This is a genomic window from Nostoc cycadae WK-1, assembly GCF_002897135.1.
Classification (GTDB): Bacteria; Cyanobacteriota; Cyanobacteriia; order Cyanobacteriales; family Nostocaceae; genus Nostoc_B.
Map to the genome: position 1 here is coordinate 137,170 of NZ_DF978428.1, position 19,836 is coordinate 157,005.

The 19,836-nt window shown below is 40.4% G+C and carries 15 protein-coding genes; 9 read left to right on the forward strand and 6 right to left on the reverse strand.

The annotated features are described in order from the left end of the window. The first annotated feature begins 238 nt into the window (after window positions 1–238). The 3 genes from NCWK1_RS13315 (at window position 239) to NCWK1_RS13325 (ending at window position 2,403) form a co-directional block, all read left to right on the forward strand. Window positions 239–472, forward strand: a complete 234-nt coding sequence (locus tag NCWK1_RS13315; protein WP_103125049.1) for a hypothetical protein — start codon at window positions 239–241, stop codon at window positions 470–472. Beyond that, window positions 426–1,325 (forward strand): DUF6414 family protein, encoded by a 900-nt coding sequence (locus NCWK1_RS13320; protein WP_146033986.1) that lies wholly within the window; start codon window positions 426–428, stop codon window positions 1,323–1,325. The genes NCWK1_RS13315 and NCWK1_RS13320 overlap by 47 nt, the downstream gene beginning before the upstream one ends. Before the next feature lie 127 nt (window positions 1,326–1,452). Then, window positions 1,453–2,403, forward strand: a complete 951-nt coding sequence (locus tag NCWK1_RS13325) for an aldo/keto reductase (RefSeq protein ID WP_103125051.1) — start codon at window positions 1,453–1,455, stop codon at window positions 2,401–2,403. A 313-nt stretch (window positions 2,404–2,716) separates the two neighbouring features. Here NCWK1_RS13325 and NCWK1_RS13330 read toward each other — a convergent pair whose 3' ends face one another. Together NCWK1_RS13330 and rimO are read right to left on the reverse strand one after the other, a co-directional pair. After that, entirely contained in the window at window positions 2,717–4,252 is a 1,536-nt protein-coding gene (locus NCWK1_RS13330) for a DEAD/DEAH box helicase (RefSeq protein ID WP_103125052.1), read from the reverse strand. Window positions 4,253–4,302: 50 nt separating this feature from the next. Continuing rightward, the gene (gene rimO, locus NCWK1_RS13335; RefSeq protein WP_096583280.1) at window positions 4,303–5,628 is read right to left on the reverse strand and encodes a 30S ribosomal protein S12 methylthiotransferase RimO; all 1,326 of its coding nucleotides are present in this window, start codon (window positions 5,626–5,628) and stop codon (window positions 4,303–4,305) included. Window positions 5,629–6,284: 656 nt separating this feature from the next. On the opposite strand from rimO, the gene btpA reads away from it, so the two are divergent. The 4 genes from btpA (at window position 6,285) to NCWK1_RS13355 (ending at window position 11,941) form a co-directional block, all read left to right on the forward strand. After that, window positions 6,285–7,133 (forward strand): photosystem I biogenesis protein BtpA, encoded by an 849-nt coding sequence (btpA, locus tag NCWK1_RS13340; RefSeq protein WP_096583278.1) that lies wholly within the window; start codon window positions 6,285–6,287, stop codon window positions 7,131–7,133. A gap of 176 nt (window positions 7,134–7,309) precedes the next feature. Beyond that, window positions 7,310–8,299 carry a vitamin K epoxide reductase family protein gene (locus NCWK1_RS13345; RefSeq protein ID WP_096583276.1) on the forward strand — a complete coding sequence of 330 codons (990 nt, stop codon included), beginning with the start codon at window positions 7,310–7,312 and terminating at the stop codon, window positions 8,297–8,299. Window positions 8,300–8,766: 467 nt separating this feature from the next. Further along, window positions 8,767–10,971, forward strand: a complete 2,205-nt coding sequence (locus NCWK1_RS13350) for a CHASE2 domain-containing protein (RefSeq protein ID WP_103125053.1) — start codon at window positions 8,767–8,769, stop codon at window positions 10,969–10,971. A gap of 718 nt (window positions 10,972–11,689) precedes the next feature. Beyond that, entirely contained in the window at window positions 11,690–11,941 is a 252-nt protein-coding gene (locus NCWK1_RS13355) for a hypothetical protein (RefSeq protein ID WP_096583272.1), read from the forward strand. Window positions 11,942–12,108: 167 nt separating this feature from the next. Here the strand turns inward: NCWK1_RS13355 and nadB are convergent, their stop codons facing one another. From nadB to NCWK1_RS13375, 4 genes are all read right to left on the reverse strand, one after another. Continuing rightward, window positions 12,109–13,785, reverse strand: coding sequence for an L-aspartate oxidase (gene nadB, locus NCWK1_RS13360; protein ID WP_103125054.1), 1,677 nt, complete (start codon window positions 13,783–13,785; stop codon window positions 12,109–12,111). Window positions 13,786–13,940: 155 nt separating this feature from the next. Beyond that, a complete protein-coding gene (gene psbU / locus NCWK1_RS13365) occupies window positions 13,941–14,369 on the reverse strand; it encodes a photosystem II complex extrinsic protein PsbU (protein ID WP_103125141.1) in 429 nt (142 codons plus the stop codon). A gap of 461 nt (window positions 14,370–14,830) precedes the next feature. Then, window positions 14,831–15,646 (reverse strand): ester cyclase, encoded by an 816-nt coding sequence (locus tag NCWK1_RS13370; RefSeq protein WP_103125055.1) that lies wholly within the window; start codon window positions 15,644–15,646, stop codon window positions 14,831–14,833. Window positions 15,647–16,184: 538 nt separating this feature from the next. Further along, window positions 16,185–16,964, reverse strand: a complete 780-nt coding sequence (locus NCWK1_RS13375) for a DUF3120 domain-containing protein (RefSeq protein ID WP_187308143.1) — start codon at window positions 16,962–16,964, stop codon at window positions 16,185–16,187. Window positions 16,965–17,374: 410 nt separating this feature from the next. Here NCWK1_RS13375 and NCWK1_RS13380 point away from each other — a divergent pair, with 410 nt between their 5' ends. Both NCWK1_RS13380 and NCWK1_RS13385 read left to right on the forward strand, forming a co-directional pair. Continuing rightward, complete coding sequence (locus tag NCWK1_RS13380; RefSeq protein ID WP_103125056.1) at window positions 17,375–18,334, forward strand: undecaprenyl-diphosphate phosphatase; 960 nt, start codon at window positions 17,375–17,377, stop codon at window positions 18,332–18,334. Window positions 18,335–18,461: 127 nt separating this feature from the next. Next, the gene (locus tag NCWK1_RS13385; RefSeq protein WP_103125057.1) at window positions 18,462–19,802 is read left to right on the forward strand and encodes a TIGR03279 family radical SAM protein; all 1,341 of its coding nucleotides are present in this window, start codon (window positions 18,462–18,464) and stop codon (window positions 19,800–19,802) included. Window positions 19,803–19,836: the final 34 nt, after the last annotated feature.

Genomic DNA, 19,836 nt, shown 5'->3' on the forward strand with positions numbered 1-19,836 from the left:
GTAGAGATGCTGACTCAAAGTAGAAGATATCAAAAAGCTGAAACTGTCAAGTTATGAGCAAAAGAGATTAGCAAAGCTGCTCTCCATCCCTTACTATTTGAGTAGTACAAACACTCATAGAGGTCAACCACAGCTTTGCTACAATGCTACAGCTAGCTTAAGAAATAATAAATCGAATTTTTCGTCAAAAATGGGTAAACTGAATTTAAATAGTCTGCAAGTAGTGAGGCGAAGAATAATGTCCTCCGAACCCAGTGAATTAGATAAACAGATTCAGTATGCAGCCGAACTAAGCCAAAAAATTACTAAAGCATTAAAAGAAACATCAAAGCAAAAATCAGAACAATCTTCAGAAGAATTGAATTCAATTATCAAAAATAATGAGGATGAAGAAAAAGAGCGTACCTTCCAAGCAGAAATCAAACGTGACAGTAGAAGAGATGAACTCAGAAAACAATGGAAGCGATACTAATCTAAAACACTTTATATATTTAGATATAAATCGTCTGAATTCATATTCTTCTCAATTAGAAGATGGAATTATTCAAATCAGAAGACTAACAGAGAATATTGGAAATAAAACTACTGATGTACATGGTGAAAAATATACAGAAAAAACTGAGGAAGAATCTAGAGATGTAGAGTTCAGTCTAGGTCCAAAAAATCTTATAGGGGGAATATCAGGCAAAGGGAATGATAAAATAACCAAAAGAGAAGGATATAAAGAAGGTGCAAGAACCATAATAGATGAATCATCCGAAAGTTTTTCACAAGATAAAATTGATTATCATAATACTTATTTAATACTTGAAAAAATACTAATTACTAGAGGCATTTTAAAAGAAATTCATCATGAAAATCAGTTAAAACAGTATGCTTCTTTAATCAAAATTACAGGAGTATCTAAATTTTTTGATTGGAATTCATTACTAAAAATTTTTGATGAATTTGGAAATCTTATAGCTAATAATTCTCCTCAAGAAGAAGCACTACAAGCGGATGCAGTTAAATTAATGTTTCAAACTGTGAAGTTATTCTCCCTTGGTGAAATTACTTTGCACACAAAAATAGGAAATTCAATTTTGATTAGCTCTCTTAATGTTGAAAATCTATGTATTACGAAAGATCAGCTACGCTCAACATACGTAATGCCTGGAGATGTAGAAACAACAATTGTTGGATTTGTACCAAAACGAAGGATAGAAAAAACTACATTCCCTGGAATTGCCGGCACTGTAAATATGGCTGATTTATGGACTGAAATGGCAGGAGAAGTTCAAACAGTTATCGACCCGTTAGCAATCTATACAGAAATACATATTTGATAAAAAATAATTAATCTAAATTTTTGCAAAAAAGCTGGGATAAAAAACAGCGATCGCACCAAAATCAAATTACTAACCAACGCTACACTAAAAAAGTAAAGAAATGTAAATAGTAAAACTTGCGATCGTGGAAACCATCACATTAGGTAAAAATGGCCCGACTGTTCCACCCCTATGTATTGGTACTTGGGCTTGGGGTGATAAACTTTTCTGGAATTATGGCAGCGACTACGGCCCAGAACAATTACAAGCAGCCTTTACAGCAGCCTTAGAAGCGGGTGTTACATTTTTTGACACTGCCGAAATTTATGGAATGGGACTGTCAGAAAAATTTTTAGGGCAATTCATCAAGCAGACGCAACAAGCTGTACAAGTTGCCACCAAATTTGGCCCGCTTCCTTGGAGATTCACAGGACAGTCTGTTAGTGATGCTTTAACAGAAAGCCTCAAACGCTTGCAACTAGAGAGAATTGAACTGTATCAAGTGCATTGGCCATTTGCTTTTTTGTTGAGTCAAGAAACACTGATGAACACCTTAGCCGATGAAGTGAAGCGGGGAAGAATTGCCGCAGTTGGTGTGAGTAATTACTCAGCAGCACAAATGCGAGAAGCACATCACATATTAGCAGCTAAGGGAGTTCCATTAGCAGTCAACCAAGTACGTTATTCTCTACTTACTCGCCAAGTAGAAAGTAGTGGTATTATTGCAACTGCCCGTGAGCTTGGCGTAACAATTTTAGCTTATAGTCCTTTAGCTCAAGGATTGCTTACAGGCAAATACACGCCGGAAAATCTCGAAACCTTAAGCGGTGCTAGAAAGCTGAACCCAAATTTTAGTAAAGAAGGCTTGCAAAAAATCGCACCAGTGATATCTTTACTACACAGTATAGGAGAAAAACACGATCGCACTCCGGCGCAAGTAGCACTCAACTGGTTAATTGCACAAGGTAATGTGATTCCCATCGCTGGGGTAAAAACAGCCGAACAAGTCAGACAAAATGCTGGTGCTTTAGGCTGGCACTTGAATAACGATGAAATCGAAGCAATCGAAAAAGCTACTCGTCCTTGGTTGAATTAACTTCGTTTCAAGCTAAATAACTACCTGCTTGGAAAATTTGTTGTGCTTCGGCAAATGTTGTTTTATGTAGAGCTTGAGTCATCCATACTTTATCTATACAGATCAACCATCTGCCTTCATTTGCGGTTCAATTCACTCAATAATTATAAATATTCAGCTTGTAGCTGCTCTAAATCTGCAATAGCGAACATAAGACTTGAGAAAATACATCTTTATCTATGTTCCTACAAGCTGATGAAATCGGTTAGCAATCAAAGCTAATGATCAATAGCCTGTAACTAATGACTTTTGACCATTGACTCTTAACTAATGACTAAGAAGCTGATTCTCTAGCTGAAGACGAACCTAGCTTTTGATTGGCAGAAACAGGAGCTTCACGACGGCCGCCTGTCCGCAGCTTGGGCTTGGGTGTAGAGCGTCTGTCATCGTCACCGTTATTAGCATCTGACTTGTTCCAAGAACGGTTTCTGTCGCCAGAAAATTCCCGACGCTGCTTCACAATCTTGGGTTTGGCAACAGGAACTTCTTCGGGAATTTCTACTTCTGAGCTTAACCAAGCGGGACGGGTTTCATCGTAAGCAAGTTGTAGTGCAGCAGCAGCGATCGCATGAGCATCATACTGTTCAATTAATTCGCTGACAATAGGTAAGAATGAAGCTAACCTTTCACCAGTTAAGGCTTCTCTGACTTGTTCTTGCAATTTGTTGATGTGCCGTGCTTCAATCTGCGCCCGTGTAGGAATCGACAGTAGTTGCCAGGTTTGACGGTTATGGCGCTCAAATATTTGCTGTTTGCGACGCTCAAAAGGCTGAACTAAGGTAATTGCTGTACCTTCTTTACCTGCACGACCAGTCCGACCAATCCGATGCACGTAGGTTTCCACGCTATCGGGTAAATCGTAATTGATTACATGGGATAGTTGGTCAACATCTAAACCCCGTGCAGCAATGTCAGTTGCTACTACCCAGCGCACTTGACGATTACGGAACCGAGTTAATAACCGTTCTCTGGCTTGTTGAGACAAATCACCGTGATATTCATCTACACTATGACCCGCTGCTTGCAGTTGGTTGGTAAGTTCTGCCGCAGTTCTTCTGGTACGCACAAAGATTAAGGCTGTTTCTGGATCTTCCATTTCCAGAATTGGCTGTAATGCTTTGGCTTTTGTCCAATGACGAGGAATTAAGTAAGCTACTTGATTGATTTTGTTGGGTGCAGCTTTTGGCTGTTCAACGGTGACTGTGACCGGCGAGTGCAAAAACTTGTTCACCAACATCCGAATTGACGGGGGCATTGTGGCGGAGAACAACGCTGTTTGTCGTTCTTGGGGTGCTTGAGAAAGAATTTTCTCAACATCATCGATAAAGCCCATGCTTAACATTTCATCGGCTTCATCCAACACAAACCACTTGACTTGATCTAATTTCAAGCAACCACGCTCTAGCAAGTCAATCACCCGTCCGGGAGTACCAACAACAATATGAACGCCGCGTTTGAGTTGCATAATTTGGCGGTCAATTGATTGACCACCGTAAATTGCTAAAGCCCGTAAGCCACTGTTGCCGATAAATTGGCTAACAGCATCATGGACTTGAATGGCTAATTCCCGGGTTGGTGTTAAAACTACAGCTTGCACGCCTCTTTGGTTAACATCGAGCCGTTCTAAAATTGGTAGAGAAAAAGCGGCTGTTTTGCCTGTGCCTGTTTGAGACTGTCCAACTACATCTCTGCCTGCCAATAGTTGAGGAATGGCTTGGATTTGAATGTTAGTAGGCGCAGTAAAGCCCATTTTTTCTAATAGTTCAGCGCGTTCTTGGGAAATTCCTAGTTCAATAAACGAAAGATTCATCAATTCTCCTAGATTTTGCTTTATTGACTTTGATACTGGGAAATCGAAATCTATTTGTAACTCTCAACAATTTGACCGTAGAGGTCATAAGTATCAGCACTGCGAATTGCTACCGGCACAATGGTTCCTAATTTTGCTGCGCCTGTGACATACACCTGACCATCGACTTCTGGCGAACTTCTGCTGGAACGGCCAATTAATTCACCACTTTCAGGATTTTCTTGCTCAATCAGGACATCAACTACTTTGCCAACTTCCTGTTGATTTTTTTGCCAAGAAATGGGCTGCTGAAGTTCCATGAGTCTTTGCCGCCGTTCGTCCATCAGTTCTTGGGGTAACTGATTGGGCAAACTGTAAGCGGGGGTTCCTTCTTCTGGTGAAAAGGTAAAGACACCAACATGGTCAAATTCATGCTGCTGCACGAAGTTGAGTAGATGCTCAAAATGCTCTGCGGTTTCTCCTGGAAAACCAACAATAAATGTTGTCCGCAATACTGCTGTTGGTAGTGCAGTTTTGATGCGCTCGATAATTTCATTATTTACACGCCCTTGCCAAGGACGGTTCATGGAGCGCAGAATTTCAGGATGAGAATGTTGCAATGGCAAATCCAAGTAAGGTAATACGTTGGGTGTTTCTTGGATTGCCGCAATTACTTCTGGGGTCAATCCTGTGGGATAAGCATAGTGCATTCTAATCCAAGGTATATCCACTTTCCCCAAGGCTCGGAGTAGTTCGGCTAGTTTGGGCTTACCGTAAATGTCCAATCCGTAGTTAGTTGTGATTTGGGAAATCAGAATGATTTCTTTTACGCCTTGGCTGGCTAATTGCTCTGCTTCAGCCACAATCGATTCAATAGTACGCGATCGCTGATTACCTCGCAGATAAGGAATAATACAAAACGCACACCGATAATCGCATCCTTCAGCTACTCTCAGGTAGGCAACACCCTCTGTTGTAGTGCGGTAACGCGGTGTGGTTTCATCAGCGATGTAAGTTGGTTCGGCGCTAATTTGTTTAACACGCTCTCCTTGTTCGGCTCGCTCAATGACATTGACGATTTTATGATAGTCGCCTGTCCCCACCACTGCTACTGCTTCGGGCAACTCTTCCAATAACTGCTCTTGGAAATGCTGCGCCATGCAGCCTGTTATAACGATTTTTTTATTAGCCTCTGCCAATTCTACTAAAGTTCTGACAGATTCTTCTCTTGCTGCTTCAATAAAACTACAAGTATTAACGATAACGTAATCTGCTAACTCTTCATTTGTATCTACGCCATAACCTGCTTCTACCAGCAGCCCAAGCATGTGTTCTGTATCAATTCGATTTTTTTCGCAGCCCAAATGAGATATTGCTATTGTTGGCTTTTCACCCATACATTGATTTCTGAAGTTTTTTCTTCCTAGTCATAAAAAGGGCGGTGACTTCGCTCTTTGTGATGCACGCCTTTGTTGCTGACAACTCCCAGGTAAATTTTTCCACTATCAACAACTGTCAGTGGACTTCCGACCTGGAGAATTTGCGGTCATGCTATGATTGTGTCTACTATTAGTCTGTTTCCCAGGGTAAATGGGGGTGTCTTTGAATTTTTAAGACACTTGTAATATTTTTTAACAAATCGCTTGTTAGTATTTTACACTACCGCAGCGTATACGTTGCTAATTTACCCGTCGGGAAGCCGCCCAAAAGGCTGGTTGTGAGAAGTCGCTACCCTAGGGAAATCGCACTTGCGACTACGCCTAATCAAGCGGTAATGCTACCCAATGCTCAGGCAAGATGCCTAAACTACGGGAAGCTGCCTTGCGTGTTGTGAGTGGCAAACTCCTCTTGTAGCCAGGTTTTATCTTAACATATCTTATGGAACGTTTTACGCCAAATTCCATCCACAGATGGAGGTAGTAAAACTAGTACCAGAGAACATATCAATGCTAATCAAGGAACTAGGGACGTGAGACGAGAAAATGGGAGCTAGGTGAATTTTACTCCTAAAACCCAATCCCTAATCCCTAATCCCTGAATAATATTTGAAGACGTGGACTTATATCAGATCTTTAAAACTCGTACACCAATTATTGGCGTAGTTCACCTACTGCCGTTACCCACCTCGCCCCGCTGGGGAGGTAGCCTAAAAGCTGTGATTGACCGCGCCGAACAAGAAGCGACAGCCCTTGCTAGTGGCGGAGTAGATGGCATTATTGTAGAGAATTTTTTCGACGCACCATTTACAAAAAATCAAGTTGATCCAGCAGTTGTGAGTGCTATGACTGTGGTGGTGCAAAGGATACAAAATTTAGTAACCTTGCCGCTGGGTTTAAATGTGTTGCGGAATGATGCCAAAAGTGCGATCGCGATCGCCAGTTGTGTGCGGGCAGCATTTATCCGTGTCAATGTTTTAACAGGGGTAATGGCCACCGATCAAGGATTAATTGAAGGTGAAGCCCATCAATTACTCCGCTATCGTCGAGAATTAGGCGCTGATGTCAAAATTTTGGCAGATGTCTTAGTCAAGCACGCTCGGCCTTTAAGTTCTCCCAATCTTACAGTCGCAGTCAAAGACACGATTGAAAGAGGTTTAGCTGATGCAGTAATTTTATCTGGCTGGGCAACAGGTAGTCCTCCTAGCCAGGAAGATTTAGAACTAGCTTGTGGTGCAGCCAACGGTACACCAGTATTTGTTGGTAGCGGAGCCGATTGGGAAAATATTGGCACCCTGTTGCAGGCAGCAGATGGTGTGATAGTTTCGAGTTCATTAAAGCGTCATGGTCGGATTGAGCAACCAATTGATCCGATTCGTGTCAGTCAATTTGTTGAAGCAGCACGTCGCACTTGGAACTCCAAAAACACAAGTAAACCGTCAGAACAAGTCAAGTTACATTCATAGTAAGTAGGCAGTAGGGTGTAGGAAGTGGGAAGAACTTGGATACTTCACACTTCAGGCTACCCTTCTCCCCAAGGGAGACGCTTTGCGTAGCTTGTTCCCCATAGGAGTACAGGAAGCCACGCAAAGCGCGTCTACATACCTCCGACTTCACACTTTATACTTCATACTTCGCAGTTATGATTCGCCGCCGTTCTACTCCTTGGATTCATAAATGGTCGCGCCCAATAATTGCCGCGATCGCCGGATGTGGTGCTTTGGTTACAGGCTATCTCACCATCGAAAAACTTACAGGAGGGAGTGCAGCTTGTGTAGCACAAGCTGGTACTAAAGGCTGTAACGATGTACTTTCTAGTGCTTGGGGTACAGTTTTCGGTCAACCACTGGCTTTGTTTGGATTTTTGGCATACATCAGTATGGTGATTTTGGCTTTGGCTCCCTTGGTATTGAAATCTGAGGATAACAACCAGCGCAAGCAAATAGAAAACTTGACATGGTTGCTGTTGTTGGTGGGAGCGATCGCTATGTCTGTTTTCAGTGGCTATTTAATGTATGTACTAGCTTTCCAAATCAAAGCCTTGTGTCCTTACTGTCTAGCCTCAGCTTTGTTCTCTCTCAGTTTGTTAGTTTTGACAATTCTTGGGCGTACCTGGGAAGATATTGGACAAATTTTATTTATTGCCCTAATTGTGGGTATGGTTACATTGCTCGGCACTTTAGGTGTTTATGCTGGTGTCAATCAATCAGGTACGATATCTGGCTCAACTGGTGGACAAGAAAGGATCACTTTTACACCGTCACCCACAGAAACGCCTAACCCAGAATTCGGTTGGGAAATTACCACAACCTCTGGCGAATCAGAAATCGCCTTAGCCAAACATTTGGTGAAGATAGGCGCTAAAGAATACGTAGCTTATTGGTGTCCTCATTGTCATGAACAAAAGCTCATCTTTGGTAAAGAAGCATACCAAATCATTAACGATAATATTAAGGTAGAGTGTGCGGGCGACAGTCCTAAAGGTAAACCAGAATTATGCCAAGCTGCCAAAATCCAAGCTTTCCCCACTTGGATCATCAATGGTCAAACTTATAGTGGAGTTCAAAACCTCACGGAATTAGCCAAGATTACTGGTTATACAGGCCCAACCAACTTCAAGTATTTTAAGTAATTACTGTCAGCGCGACTGTTTTGCTAAATTAGCTCTTACCTGTGGTGGTCAACTGGACTAATGTAACAATATGTTCCCAGTTGACTTATTTTTTTGCAAATCTGTTTTCCAGCGTTAGTATAAGTTACAACAAAATTATTAAAATTTTTCATTTCTTAGCTCTGATTGAGCAAATAAAATATTTGTCACTTTTTAGTCAACGAAAATATACTTTTTTATTAGCAATCAATATTTTTACTAAACCTGTTCCTCATCGATACGGAAATACTGGTTAACCTTTGCTTAATCATCAGTCACCATGAATCCTTCTTTGTCAACACTATTTCAACTTATTTGCTGGAACACAAATATACTAGCAAGATTTTTTACTAAAAAATCAAAAACGTATAGAGTATATTTGCTGAGTTATCTAGATCTGGTTGATAACCGTACCAATTAAAAGTATTTCTCCCCACTAGGTAATGGGAATGAGTAAGCAGCTAGGCAAGCTTTTTGTCAGGTTAATTTTCAAGTTGAACCTGAAACAGTCACTTGATCGAAAATATAGAGAATTAGTTGTTGCTTGTAGCGTTGCGGTCTGTATTGTACTGATGCGCTCTGTAGGAATGTTTCAATCCTTAGAATTAGCAGGGTTAGATCATTTTTTTCGCTTACGTCCAAACGAACAACTAGAAGAGCGCATCACAATTGTAGCGATTGATGAAGATTCTTTGCGTCGAGTGGGTTCTTGGCCGATTCCTGATGGTGTAATTGCTCAGTTATTAAAAAAATTACAAGTTCATCAACCTCGTGCCATTGGCTTAGATATTTATCGGGATTTAGCGGTAAATCCAGGACACCAGGAATTAGTTGATATTTATAGTTCAATGCCTAATTTAATTGGTATTCAACTATTAACTGAGAAAACAAATACGCGGGTTTTAGCGCCTATAAAAATGAATCCCCAGCAAGTTGGGTTTAATAATTTGCTGTACGACATCGATGGCAAAGTCCGGCGAAATTTGTTGTATTTACACATGAATAATCAACACTACGAAAGTTTCGCCTTGAAGTTAGCATTACAGTATTTGCAAGCAGAAAATATTAAACCTAAAAAATCTCCGGAAAACCCTGATTATTTAAGCTTAGGTAAGGCTGTATTTATCCCATTTCGAGGCAATGATGGTGGTTATGTTAGGGCTGATGATAAAGGCTATCAAATTTTAGCTAACTTTCCTAAACCATTATGTGACAAAAAATCTGGCGAGTTCTGTAGTTTCCGCCAGATTTCGATGAGTGATGTACTAGATGGCAAAGTACCAATAAGTTGGATACGCGATCGCATCGTCTTGATTGGTTCAACTGCTCCTAGTTTGCAAGATTTTGTATTTATTCCTTATTCTGGTCAAATGTTAGGGACAGCCAAGCCTGTGGCTGGTATTGAACTGCAAGCTTATTTTATTAGTGAGTTAATCTCATCTGCCCTTGTAGGAAGACCCTTATTAAGAGTTTGGCCAAAATTCTGGGAATACTTATGGATTTTTGGGTGGTCTTATTTAGGTTCAGCAATTATCTGGCGGATTAAATCTTTCAGTAAAAGTATTCCTAGAGTTTTACTATCTTTAGGAATACTGTTTTTGAGCAGTTATCTAGCTTTCTTAGCTGGTTGGTGGCTACCTTTAATTCCAGGAATACTCACCTTTATTAGCGCATCTATATGGATGATTTTTCATATTGCATATATGCAGGAAGAATTGAAGCGTTCTAAAGAGTTTCTGCATCAAGTAATCAATTCTATTCCTGATCCAATTTTTGTCAAAAATGAAAAGCATCAGTGGATTGTCTTAAATGATGCCTACTGTCAATTCATTGGTTATCCTGATAGTCTACTCCTGGAAAAATCATATTATGAATTTTTTCCTCGCCATGAAGCTGATGTTTTTCGTCAACAAGATAATTTAGTTTTTTTAACGCAAAAACCGCAAGAAAATGAAGAACAGTTTACTGATGCGACTGGTCAAACTCATTTAATTGCGACTAAGCGATCGCTACACAAAGATGCGGCCGGAAATTTTTTCTTAGTGGGGGTGATTCGAGATATTACCCAGCGCAAGTTAATGGAAGAAGAACTGCGGCGTACTGCGGATGAGTTATTTCGCTCTAATACTGAATTAAAACTCAAAGAAGACCATTTAAGATATCTGGCTTATCATGATCCCCTGACAGGGTTATCTAACCGAAAATTTTTTGTAGAACAATTTTATGAGTCGTTGCATTGGGCGCAAAATAACGACTTGTTACTAGGACTGTTATTTATTGACTTGGATGGGTTTAAGCAGATTAATGATACTTTGGGGCATGATATGGGCGATCGCTTGCTGGTGATTGTCGCCCAGAGACTCAACAACTGTTTGCGAGGGAGTGATACTGTTTCCCGCCTTGGTGGTGATGAATTTACAGTAATTCTACGGGCAATTCCTGATGTACAAATAGCAGCTAGAGTGGCAGAAAAGATTCTCGCTAGTATTACGGAACCAATTGTTTTGTCAGGATACACTACTAAAATTTCTGCCAGTATTGGGATCAGTGTTTATCCCATTAACAGCCAAGACGCGGAAACTTTAATACAACAAGCTGATGCGGCTATGTACCGTGCTAAACACTTAGGTAAAAATCGGTATGAGTTGACTTGATCAGTGAACTCAGATACAGCAGAATTCATCAGTAAAACAGCCTTGATATCTGGGTTGCTCCAATAGCTTGAGATACGCTGTAAGCAATAAAAGTAGAAAATAAAATATTTTAGCGGAACACAGTAAATTTAGCCATTTTTCAGAGGGGCTAAATTTTTTTGTCAATGCTTTTATAGTATAATTGTACTACTTAATTGGGGTCTAATTCTAGCGATGGTGATTATTTGCCTATAAATTTATACATGAGTAACACTACTTAAAGTAATTTTGAATTATACTTACTTTTATAAATTAAGATTTAATTAAGAAATCGCCAAATGGACAATTTCTGTAGTGCATATTCCTGATATTTACTGATATGTATCCAATTAACCTCGAAAATACTGAGTAAATATGTATAACTTATGACAATATACTAAAGTATTTCGACATATAAATATGAATATTTTATTAAGATTTCATGTTGTAGACTATTACTTTAGAGGTAATTATTGAACTTTTAAGATTTTCGCTGTGATGAATTCTAACTTTAGGCTGATGTCTATTAATAGTATTTAGGTATATTTCTTAAGTGTTAAGGCAATTTTTTGCCTAAAGTGTCTTACTCAAACGATTTTGAAGAGAAACAAAAAATTTTATTAAAGTTTAATTTTTTCAGAAACCCAGACTGAATCAAATGTAGGTAAAAAAAGTACTCAATAAAATCGGAATACAAAAAATGGATAAAGGCTTTATGGTGATGAACTTAAGAATTACAAGTATTTTAGTTTTGTGTGTGAGCGCCTGTTTAGTGATTCCTAAAATTGCTGATGCGAGAGGAACCCTCAGTGATTTAGTAGCTAATGGTTTGACTCATTCAGACGGTAATCGTGTCACAACTTCTAATGTTAATTCTCAGGAATTAACAGATATATATGTTCCCCCAAATTACGGTGTTCCCGACAGTCAGCACGGTAGTGGTACACGCTAATACAAAAAAAAGGTCGAAGTTTGAAATAAAGCAACACGTATAGTGGGCTTTTAATTAACTGATCATAGGTGCCTTATTTAGGCCGTTCTGTATTAGTGTCCCATCAGCTGAACTGAATTAATAGTGCAGTAGCAAGACAAACAGCTAAGAGTTTTACTGAGCAGCGATTAGCTTAAAGGGATGGATTTACTCCAGTGATGTTCTTGTACAAGTGTGTGAATTTGCCAATGGGGATCGGGTTCGGGATAATCGATGCGGTAGTGTCCGCCCCGGCTTTCTGTCCTAAAAGCAGCACTTCTAAGAATTAAATCAGCTACATCCAGTAAATTGCGAGTTTCTGCCCAAAGTCTTAATTGACGTTCGATATTCGGTACTGGGAAATTAACAGTTTCGTTAGCACGTAAAGCAAGTAAGAATTGACTCAAAGGTAAAATAGCAAAGTCTTGCTGCCAAGATTCGACAGTTGCGATCGCCTCATCTAATCGTGATTGTTCTCGACAAATACCAGCACTTTGCCAAACTAAACGCGGTAATTTATCTCGCAATGCTTCTAACTGTGCTTGCTGGGTTTGCCAATTATTTTCATCTAAGCTAAATTCTCGCAAGTGTAACTCGGAAATATCAGGTTTGAGTTCAATGTCTGCCAACTGAAGATTTGCCATCTGTGCGCCAAACACAATACATTCTAGTAAAGAGTTACTCGCCAGACGATTCGCCCCATGCACTCCTGTACTAGCGGTTTCTCCTACCGCATATAAACCAGGAATGTTCGTCCGATTTTGTAAATCTGCTACAATTCCACCCATCCAGTAATGAGCCGCCGGCGCGACTGGAATTGGTTCATGGAAGACATCTATTCCCCAACGCTGACAAACCTTAACAATGTTAGGAAAGCGATGCTGAATTTTCTCAGGAGGGATGGGGCGCATATCTAGCCAGACATGGGCGGTAGCCGGATCAACAGCAGTACGTTGCAGGTGGCTAAAAATCGCTCTACTCACGACATCTCTGGGTGCAAGTTCTCCGGCTGGGTGATAGTCAAAAGCAAACCGCCGTCCAGCATCATCCACCAAATGCGCGCCCTCACCTCTGACAGCTTCACTAATCAAAAAGCGATCAGCCCCCGGTTTAGTTAGGGCTGTTGGATGAAACTGCACAAATTCTAAATCTCGGAGAATCGCCCCAGCCCGCCAAGCGATCGCCACACCATCACCTGTACTCACTGCTGGGTTAGTGGTTTGGGCAAATACTTGGCCACCACCACCAGTTGCTAAAACTACAGCTTTGGCTTGCACCCAAGTAATTTTACCTTGATAAAACAGGCTTACTCCCTGACAGCGGCCTGTTTGGGGGTTTAGCCACAAACTTAACGCCAAAGCTTGCTGAATAACTTGAATATTTTGGCGATGTAATACTTGTGCTGTTAATGTGGTTGTGACTTCTCTACCTGTAGTGTCAGCAGCATGAAGAACACGGTGACGAGAATGGGCAGCTTCTAGAGTTAAAGCTAAGGCTTGACCATGACGGTCAAACGCTACGCCTAAATTTACCAAAGATTGAATACAACTAGGAGCTTCTTGAGCGAGGAACTCTACTGCTTGCCGATCGCACAAACCTGCACCAGCTTGAATTGTATCTTCAATGTGCAACCGTGGCGAATCTTCAGGAGCGATCGCCGCAGCAATCCCACCTTGCGCCCAATCACTAGCAGACAAAGTAACAGTTTCTTTAGTAATCAAGCCGACTTGCAAAGATTTTGGCAAACACAGTGCTGTGTATAGTCCAGCGGCTCCAGCACCGACTACAATCACATCAAATTGGCGAGGAATTTCTATTTCAGGCAAAGTTAGAGACAGGGGAAATTTTGACGATATTTTCTTAAAAACTCAGCACGGGCTAAACGCCCCGCTACGCTAACAGCACTCAGTACTTTGTGATCAGAGAACCACTCCCAAAATCGGGAGTGGACTACTATTTTCTACATTAACGATAATTGGGCTTATCTGTAGATACCGTTGTTAAAGCGATCGTCTCCTTCATTGAAAGCAGGCTCTAAGTCTGTCACAGTGAAGTTATCGAAATTAGCTTGTAGGAGTTCTTTTTGGCGATCGCTCAATCCTGGTAGATCTAAAATATCTTCTACCTTGCTGTATGGAGCATTTTTGATGATTTTCTTAGCCAGGGTAGGATACAGACCTGGGTAGTTTTGAAAAGCGCGGACGTTGGTATTGTTCAAATCAATTTTTTTACCAAATTCCGTTGCTAGTTTAGCATCTGCCTTGTTTCGGAACTCCACTGCCAAAACAGGCACCTGTGGTAGCGTCAGACCGTTGATACCAACGGCTTGGGCTACTCCAGTTGTACCTAACCATCCCCAGCAACCAAGCAACAAACTAAATAGTGTTAATAAACGCACCAAGTTTTTCACGACTTTTTTACCTCTCTCCATCAAACTGAATAATGGCTTTAAGCTGACAGCTGTCAACAGTTTATAATCTTTGAGGCACAGTTATGACTCTTGACTATTGAATGCCAGTTGCGACAAGTCGGCACAGCCTCTCACTACACTGGCTACTGTTAACTAAAAACTGGTAACTCAATCTACACACAGCAGTCATCAGAAACTAATATACAGCGTATTAATATCCACAATATTTACCATTACTGGGTTTGACCCTAGTTTTGTCAAAAATTATTGTACTTCTCTGATGCGCTTACGTAGCCATACCACTGCGGAGCTTCCTACTGCCCTTGCTAGAATACTCCATCTTGTTGGCTAGTAATCTATCCTGACACTGCAACAAGATGGTTTAACTCTCTCTCTGTTCAAGATGGCTGTCGGTGATTATGCTGGCAGATAATTTTGTAACTTTTTATAAAGTTATAAAATTATCTTAAAAAAGCAGCAAACGGACAACCACTAACGCTTAAATTAGCTGTTGCTGACTTATGTTTGCTTGGTAAAAGCCGCCGGAAAAAACCCAAAAAAGTTGCTTTCCCGGTACTTGGAGATGATGTTTCTGCTGACATTAGCTGCTGTTTAGTAGCAGTTCCCGTTTTGCCACCGGAAGTTAGTTGATGCAAAAATTTACCGTTATCGTAATAGTGTTCTAAAGACAGAATTTTGCAGTCTTCTGTAACTTGAACAACACTCATCCCTATGACTTCAATCATCTGTCCAGTAGGGGAATAATCTTGATAATTACCGCGAAAATGCCCCCAATGCCGCCATTTAAAAGTAATAGTAGGGGGTGCAGAATACACTTCTAAGACTTCCCACAAAAACCCATCGGGAAATGCAGTATGAAATAGCTGAGTTGAAGATTCAAAATCTTCTTCTGTAGCTTTATAGTTTTGGGTATCACCAATCAAAAGCTTGTAAGTACCAGCCTGAACTAAATCTTCTAATTTATAGCTATTACCACCATTGGTACTCATGCGAAACTTATCTTGAACTACAGAAATCCACTCTTGAGGATTTGTTTTAAAATTAGCTTCAATGTCGAAAGTTCGTACCAAATTCTGCACAAGTTTTTCCAGTGAATTTGCTGGATGATTGCATAGACTTTCCTTAGCTAGATTTTCATTAGAGCGAGTATAATCTGGTTGCTCACCATAACGCCAAGTTGCATTTGTATTGTATTTGAGTACTATGTCTCGCTCTTGTACCCAAAGGGGAAGATTTTCAATGTTAATCTGAGTCATAAATACCTCTTCAAAAATCACAAACAAGTAGTTGTAAATACCGTTATTTGGCTAATTGCAGAGATATCCCATAAACTTAATCGCCACAAGCTATAAAGCTTTTTGTCTAGCTTGTGTGAATAATTAACTAATGATGTTGAAGTTATTTGCCATTTCAACTAATAACATCATTGCGCCTGAAACTCATAAGCACCAAGAAATTTCAGGCAGTTAATTTACCTTAACTAATTAAATTACTAAAAGCTATTATCTACGATACTTTCAGATTAGAAATATTGTAATTTTGCATTCAAAATCACAATATTAGAATCTAGCAAAATTGCGAAATTCTAGATTTACAGTTGATATGAAGAAGGCGTGTAAGCGAGAAGTAGTCTGGATGGTGAAAACCTGGCTTGTGGTAGCAATTGAGAAACAATTTATCTGTGTAACCTGAATACAGATGAAGATAGCAAAATTTTGCCAGGCGATCGCCCTGATGAATTTAGCAGATAAATAAATTTATACCTAATTCAGCCAAATAGAAAATGTTGTGAAGTTATGCGATTAAAGCAGCTAGTAAAAATAAACTGTCTACCAAAATAGTACTTAAAACTGCTCCACCAAAAGCAAACCAGTGTCGTTGCTGATTACGTAGAGGTAAAATCCCGGCTGTTAATAATATTAATGCCAATGCTACAGCCCAAGCTTGCCCCCAAGGTGTTCGGACTTGAGTTACCGCAGCTTGTAAAATCGGTGACACACTGTCAGGTTCTACCCGCATAATTTGTCGCCAATAGGGCATTAAATCAACTATGTAGAAATACACATCGGTTAAAACTGTGCCGAACAAAGAACCTAAATAAAACCAATTACCAACCTTGCACCAGTTTCTTACTAAACACCAACAAGCAAACGGTAAGCCGATAAATTCTACTGGTAAATGCCATGCAGGTTCCCAACGCAACCAACCCCAATAAATTGCCCCTGCTAACCAACTCCAACTAAAACCTAAGAGTAAATCCCCCCAGAGGTATGTTGCAGGGCGTGACATTAAACGAAAACTCAACCACACCCAAAATCCGGTCATCGCTAAACTCAGACTGGGGAGCGATCGCACTAGTGGTGCTTCAATAAATACTGGGACTGATACTAAAAACACCGCCGCCGCCAACACTAACCAAGTTTGGCGAGACGATATTAACAATGGTAAAGATGGCGACGCAGAAAGTGTAGATTCTAATTCTTCTATACCTAGGTTTCCAGCGTTCTTGACAGATAATTCCTTATCTATAGCTGTGTTAGAAGCGTTGTAACTAAACAATGTATTATTAATCAAAGTTTTAATAATTGTAACTAAACTTTATCTTATTTAAGATAACATACCTAAAAATCCCCCCCTAGGGCATTTTTATTTTACCTGGATTTTGCGTAATTTGGGATGTCTCGGAGAAAGGAATGATGAACAAGGGATGTAAGGGAGACAAGGGGGATGAGTGGGAGAATATACGCTGACACCCCATCTCAACAAACAAAATTTTTGCCAGCAAAACATAGTTTAGAGCATCATCAAGATGATAAAACTTAGACCCCACAAAGCTTTTAACTCTGTCAGCTATTACCTGTTACCTGTCACCTGTCACCTATTACCGCTCCTCTCTTACCTGTCCCCTGCTATAAGTATCCTGTAAGCTTCTCAAAAAGATGTTTGTGTAATTGGTTGTAATCGGAGCGATCGCAGGTAAACTAATGACTTTATCAAAACGTCAATGGTTCGTGCTTATAAGTGTTGCATCGGCAGTTTTCGCAGTTGCAGCATTTCCGCTGAAAGTTATGAGTACTCCGCCCAACCCAGAGGCTAGTGGAGTGCAACAAATGAATATTTTGCAAGCGATTGTTTTAGGCTTTGTGCAGGGAATGACGGAATTCCTACCTATTAGTAGTACAGCCCATTTAAAAGTTGTGCCGATCATCCTGGGCTGGGGTGATCCGGGAGTGGCGTTTACAGCGGTAATTCAGCTGGGGAGTATTGCGGCTGTGCTGTGGTATTTTTGGGGAGATTTAACGCGCATTGCGACAGGAGCATTTAGAGCGATGGCCCAAAAAGATTATGCTGATTATGACTTACGCCTATCTATAGGAATTGCCTTGGGAACCTTGCCAATTGTATTTTTTGGCTTATTAATCAAAAGATTTATTCCAGACTATGATAATTCGCCCATTAGAAGTATCGGCGCGATCGCGATCGCTTCTATAGTCATGTCTATATTGTTGGGCATAGCCGAAAAACTGGGCAAGCGACAACGAGACTTTGAACAACTGACCATGAATGATGGCCTATTAATGGGTTTAGCCCAATCCTTAGCCTTAATTCCTGGAGTATCCCGTTCTGGTTCCACCCTCACAGCCGGGTTATTTATGACCTTACAACGGGAAACAGCCGCGAGATTTTCCTTTTTACTCGGCATTCCCGCCATTACCCTAGCGGGGTTAGTGGAGTTGAAAAGTGCTTTAGGCGAAGTTAGTGGTTCAGGAATATTACCCTTAATTGCTGGTGTAATTTCAGCGGCGATTTTTTCTTATATATCCATTGCTGGGTTACTCCGTTTCCTCAAAACCCAAAGCACTTGGGTATTTATTTGGTATCGTCTCGCCTTTGGTATAGCTATTTTAGGTGCGATTAGTGCCGGAATTTTGAAAAATAGTTAATAGTCAAAAGTCAATATTCCAGAGTCAATAGTAATAATGAGTGTTGACTCATGAGTAACATAGTCAATAGTCCAAAGTTTTTAGTAAAGACTTTGACCATTGACTATTGAACCTTGACCATTGACTCATGACTAACCTTCATCCTGCCAAAATTACCAAGGTGCTACCCGACTCCATTGCTGCTGAGATTGGCTTTGAGGTGGGGGATGCGATCGTTGCTATTAATGGTACACGTCCCCGCGATTTAATTGATTATCAATTTCTCTGTGCAGATGAATTTTTAGAATTAGAAGTTTTAGATACGACTGGCAAAACCCATCACGTCGAAATTGAAAAAGACTATGACGATGATTTAGGGTTGGAATTTGAAACAGCCTTATTTGATGCGTTAATTCAGTGTAATAATCGCTGTCCCTTTTGCTTTATTGACCAGCAACCCCCAGGTAAGCGCTCAAGCTTGTATTTTAAAGATGATGATTATCGTCTGAGCTTTTTGTATGGTTCTTACCTGACTTTAACCAACTTACCAGAACGGGAATGGCAACGAATTGAACAAATGCGCTTGTCGCCTTTGTTTGTATCAGTTCACGCTACCGAACCCGATGTGAGAATTCGTCTGCTGAAAAATCAGCGGGCGGGGCAAATTATGGAACATCTGCGCTGGTTCCAAGCCAGAAGATTGCAAATTCATGCTCAAGTTGTGGTTTGCCCTGGAATTAATGATGGGCAACATCTGGAACAAACCCTCAAAGATTTAGCATCGTTTTATACTGGTGATGTACCTGCTGTAGCATCGGTGGCAGTCGTGCCAGTAGGTTTGACGCGGTTTCGTCCCCAAGAAGACGAACTGACACCTGTAACTAGAGAAAAAGCCCAAGAAGTTATTTTACAAGTGCGATCGCTTGCACGACAATTTCGCCAGAAATGCGGCTCGAATGTTGTCTGGTTAGCCGATGAATGGTTTTTAATTGCCGGGGAAGAACTACCAACAGAAGCAGAATACGAAGACTATCCGCAAATTGACAACGGTGTCGGTTCTATTCAGTTATTTATTAAGCAATTTGCATCGGCTGCGGCAAAATTACTCCCTGCGAAAATTTCTCCATCCAGAAAATTTACTTGGGTAGTAGGTAACGCTGTCGAAAAAGCATTTCAACCCATATTACAACACCTAAATTCTGTTGATGGTTTAGAAGTAAATATGATGGCTTTAGCCAGTGATTATTGGGGACAAACTATTAGTGTCACTGGATTACTCACAGGACATGATTTACTTTTAAACCTCAAACAAAAAGATTTAGGTGCAGGAATTTTATTGCCAAATATCATGCTTAAACATGGCGAATTAGTATTTTTAGATGATGTCAAAGTTGAAGATTTAGCTAGACAATTGAATACAAAAATATTCCCAGTGTCCGGAGTAGAAGAACTAATCACTACCTGTATTACTGAACAAGTCTTAACCTAAATATAAAAACATCAGTTGTTTTTCGGAGGCAATT

Coding starts and splice junctions, on each gene's coding strand:
- NCWK1_RS13345 (WP_096583276.1), top strand. CDS start 7,310: ATGATTCGCCGCCGTTCTACTCCTTGGATTCATAAATGGTCGCGCCCA.
- NCWK1_RS13385 (WP_103125057.1), top strand. CDS start 18,462: ATGACTAACCTTCATCCTGCCAAAATTACCAAGGTGCTACCCGACTCC.
- NCWK1_RS13315 (WP_103125049.1), top strand. CDS start 239: ATGTCCTCCGAACCCAGTGAATTAGATAAACAGATTCAGTATGCAGCC.
- rimO (WP_096583280.1), bottom strand. CDS start 5,628: ATGGGTGAAAAGCCAACAATAGCAATATCTCATTTGGGCTGCGAAAAA.
- NCWK1_RS13370 (WP_103125055.1), bottom strand. CDS start 15,646: ATGACTCAGATTAACATTGAAAATCTTCCCCTTTGGGTACAAGAGCGA.
- NCWK1_RS13380 (WP_103125056.1), top strand. CDS start 17,375: ATGACTTTATCAAAACGTCAATGGTTCGTGCTTATAAGTGTTGCATCG.
- NCWK1_RS13350 (WP_103125053.1), top strand. CDS start 8,767: ATGAGTAAGCAGCTAGGCAAGCTTTTTGTCAGGTTAATTTTCAAGTTG.
- NCWK1_RS13330 (WP_103125052.1), bottom strand. CDS start 4,252: ATGAATCTTTCGTTTATTGAACTAGGAATTTCCCAAGAACGCGCTGAA.
- NCWK1_RS13355 (WP_096583272.1), top strand. CDS start 11,690: ATGGATAAAGGCTTTATGGTGATGAACTTAAGAATTACAAGTATTTTA.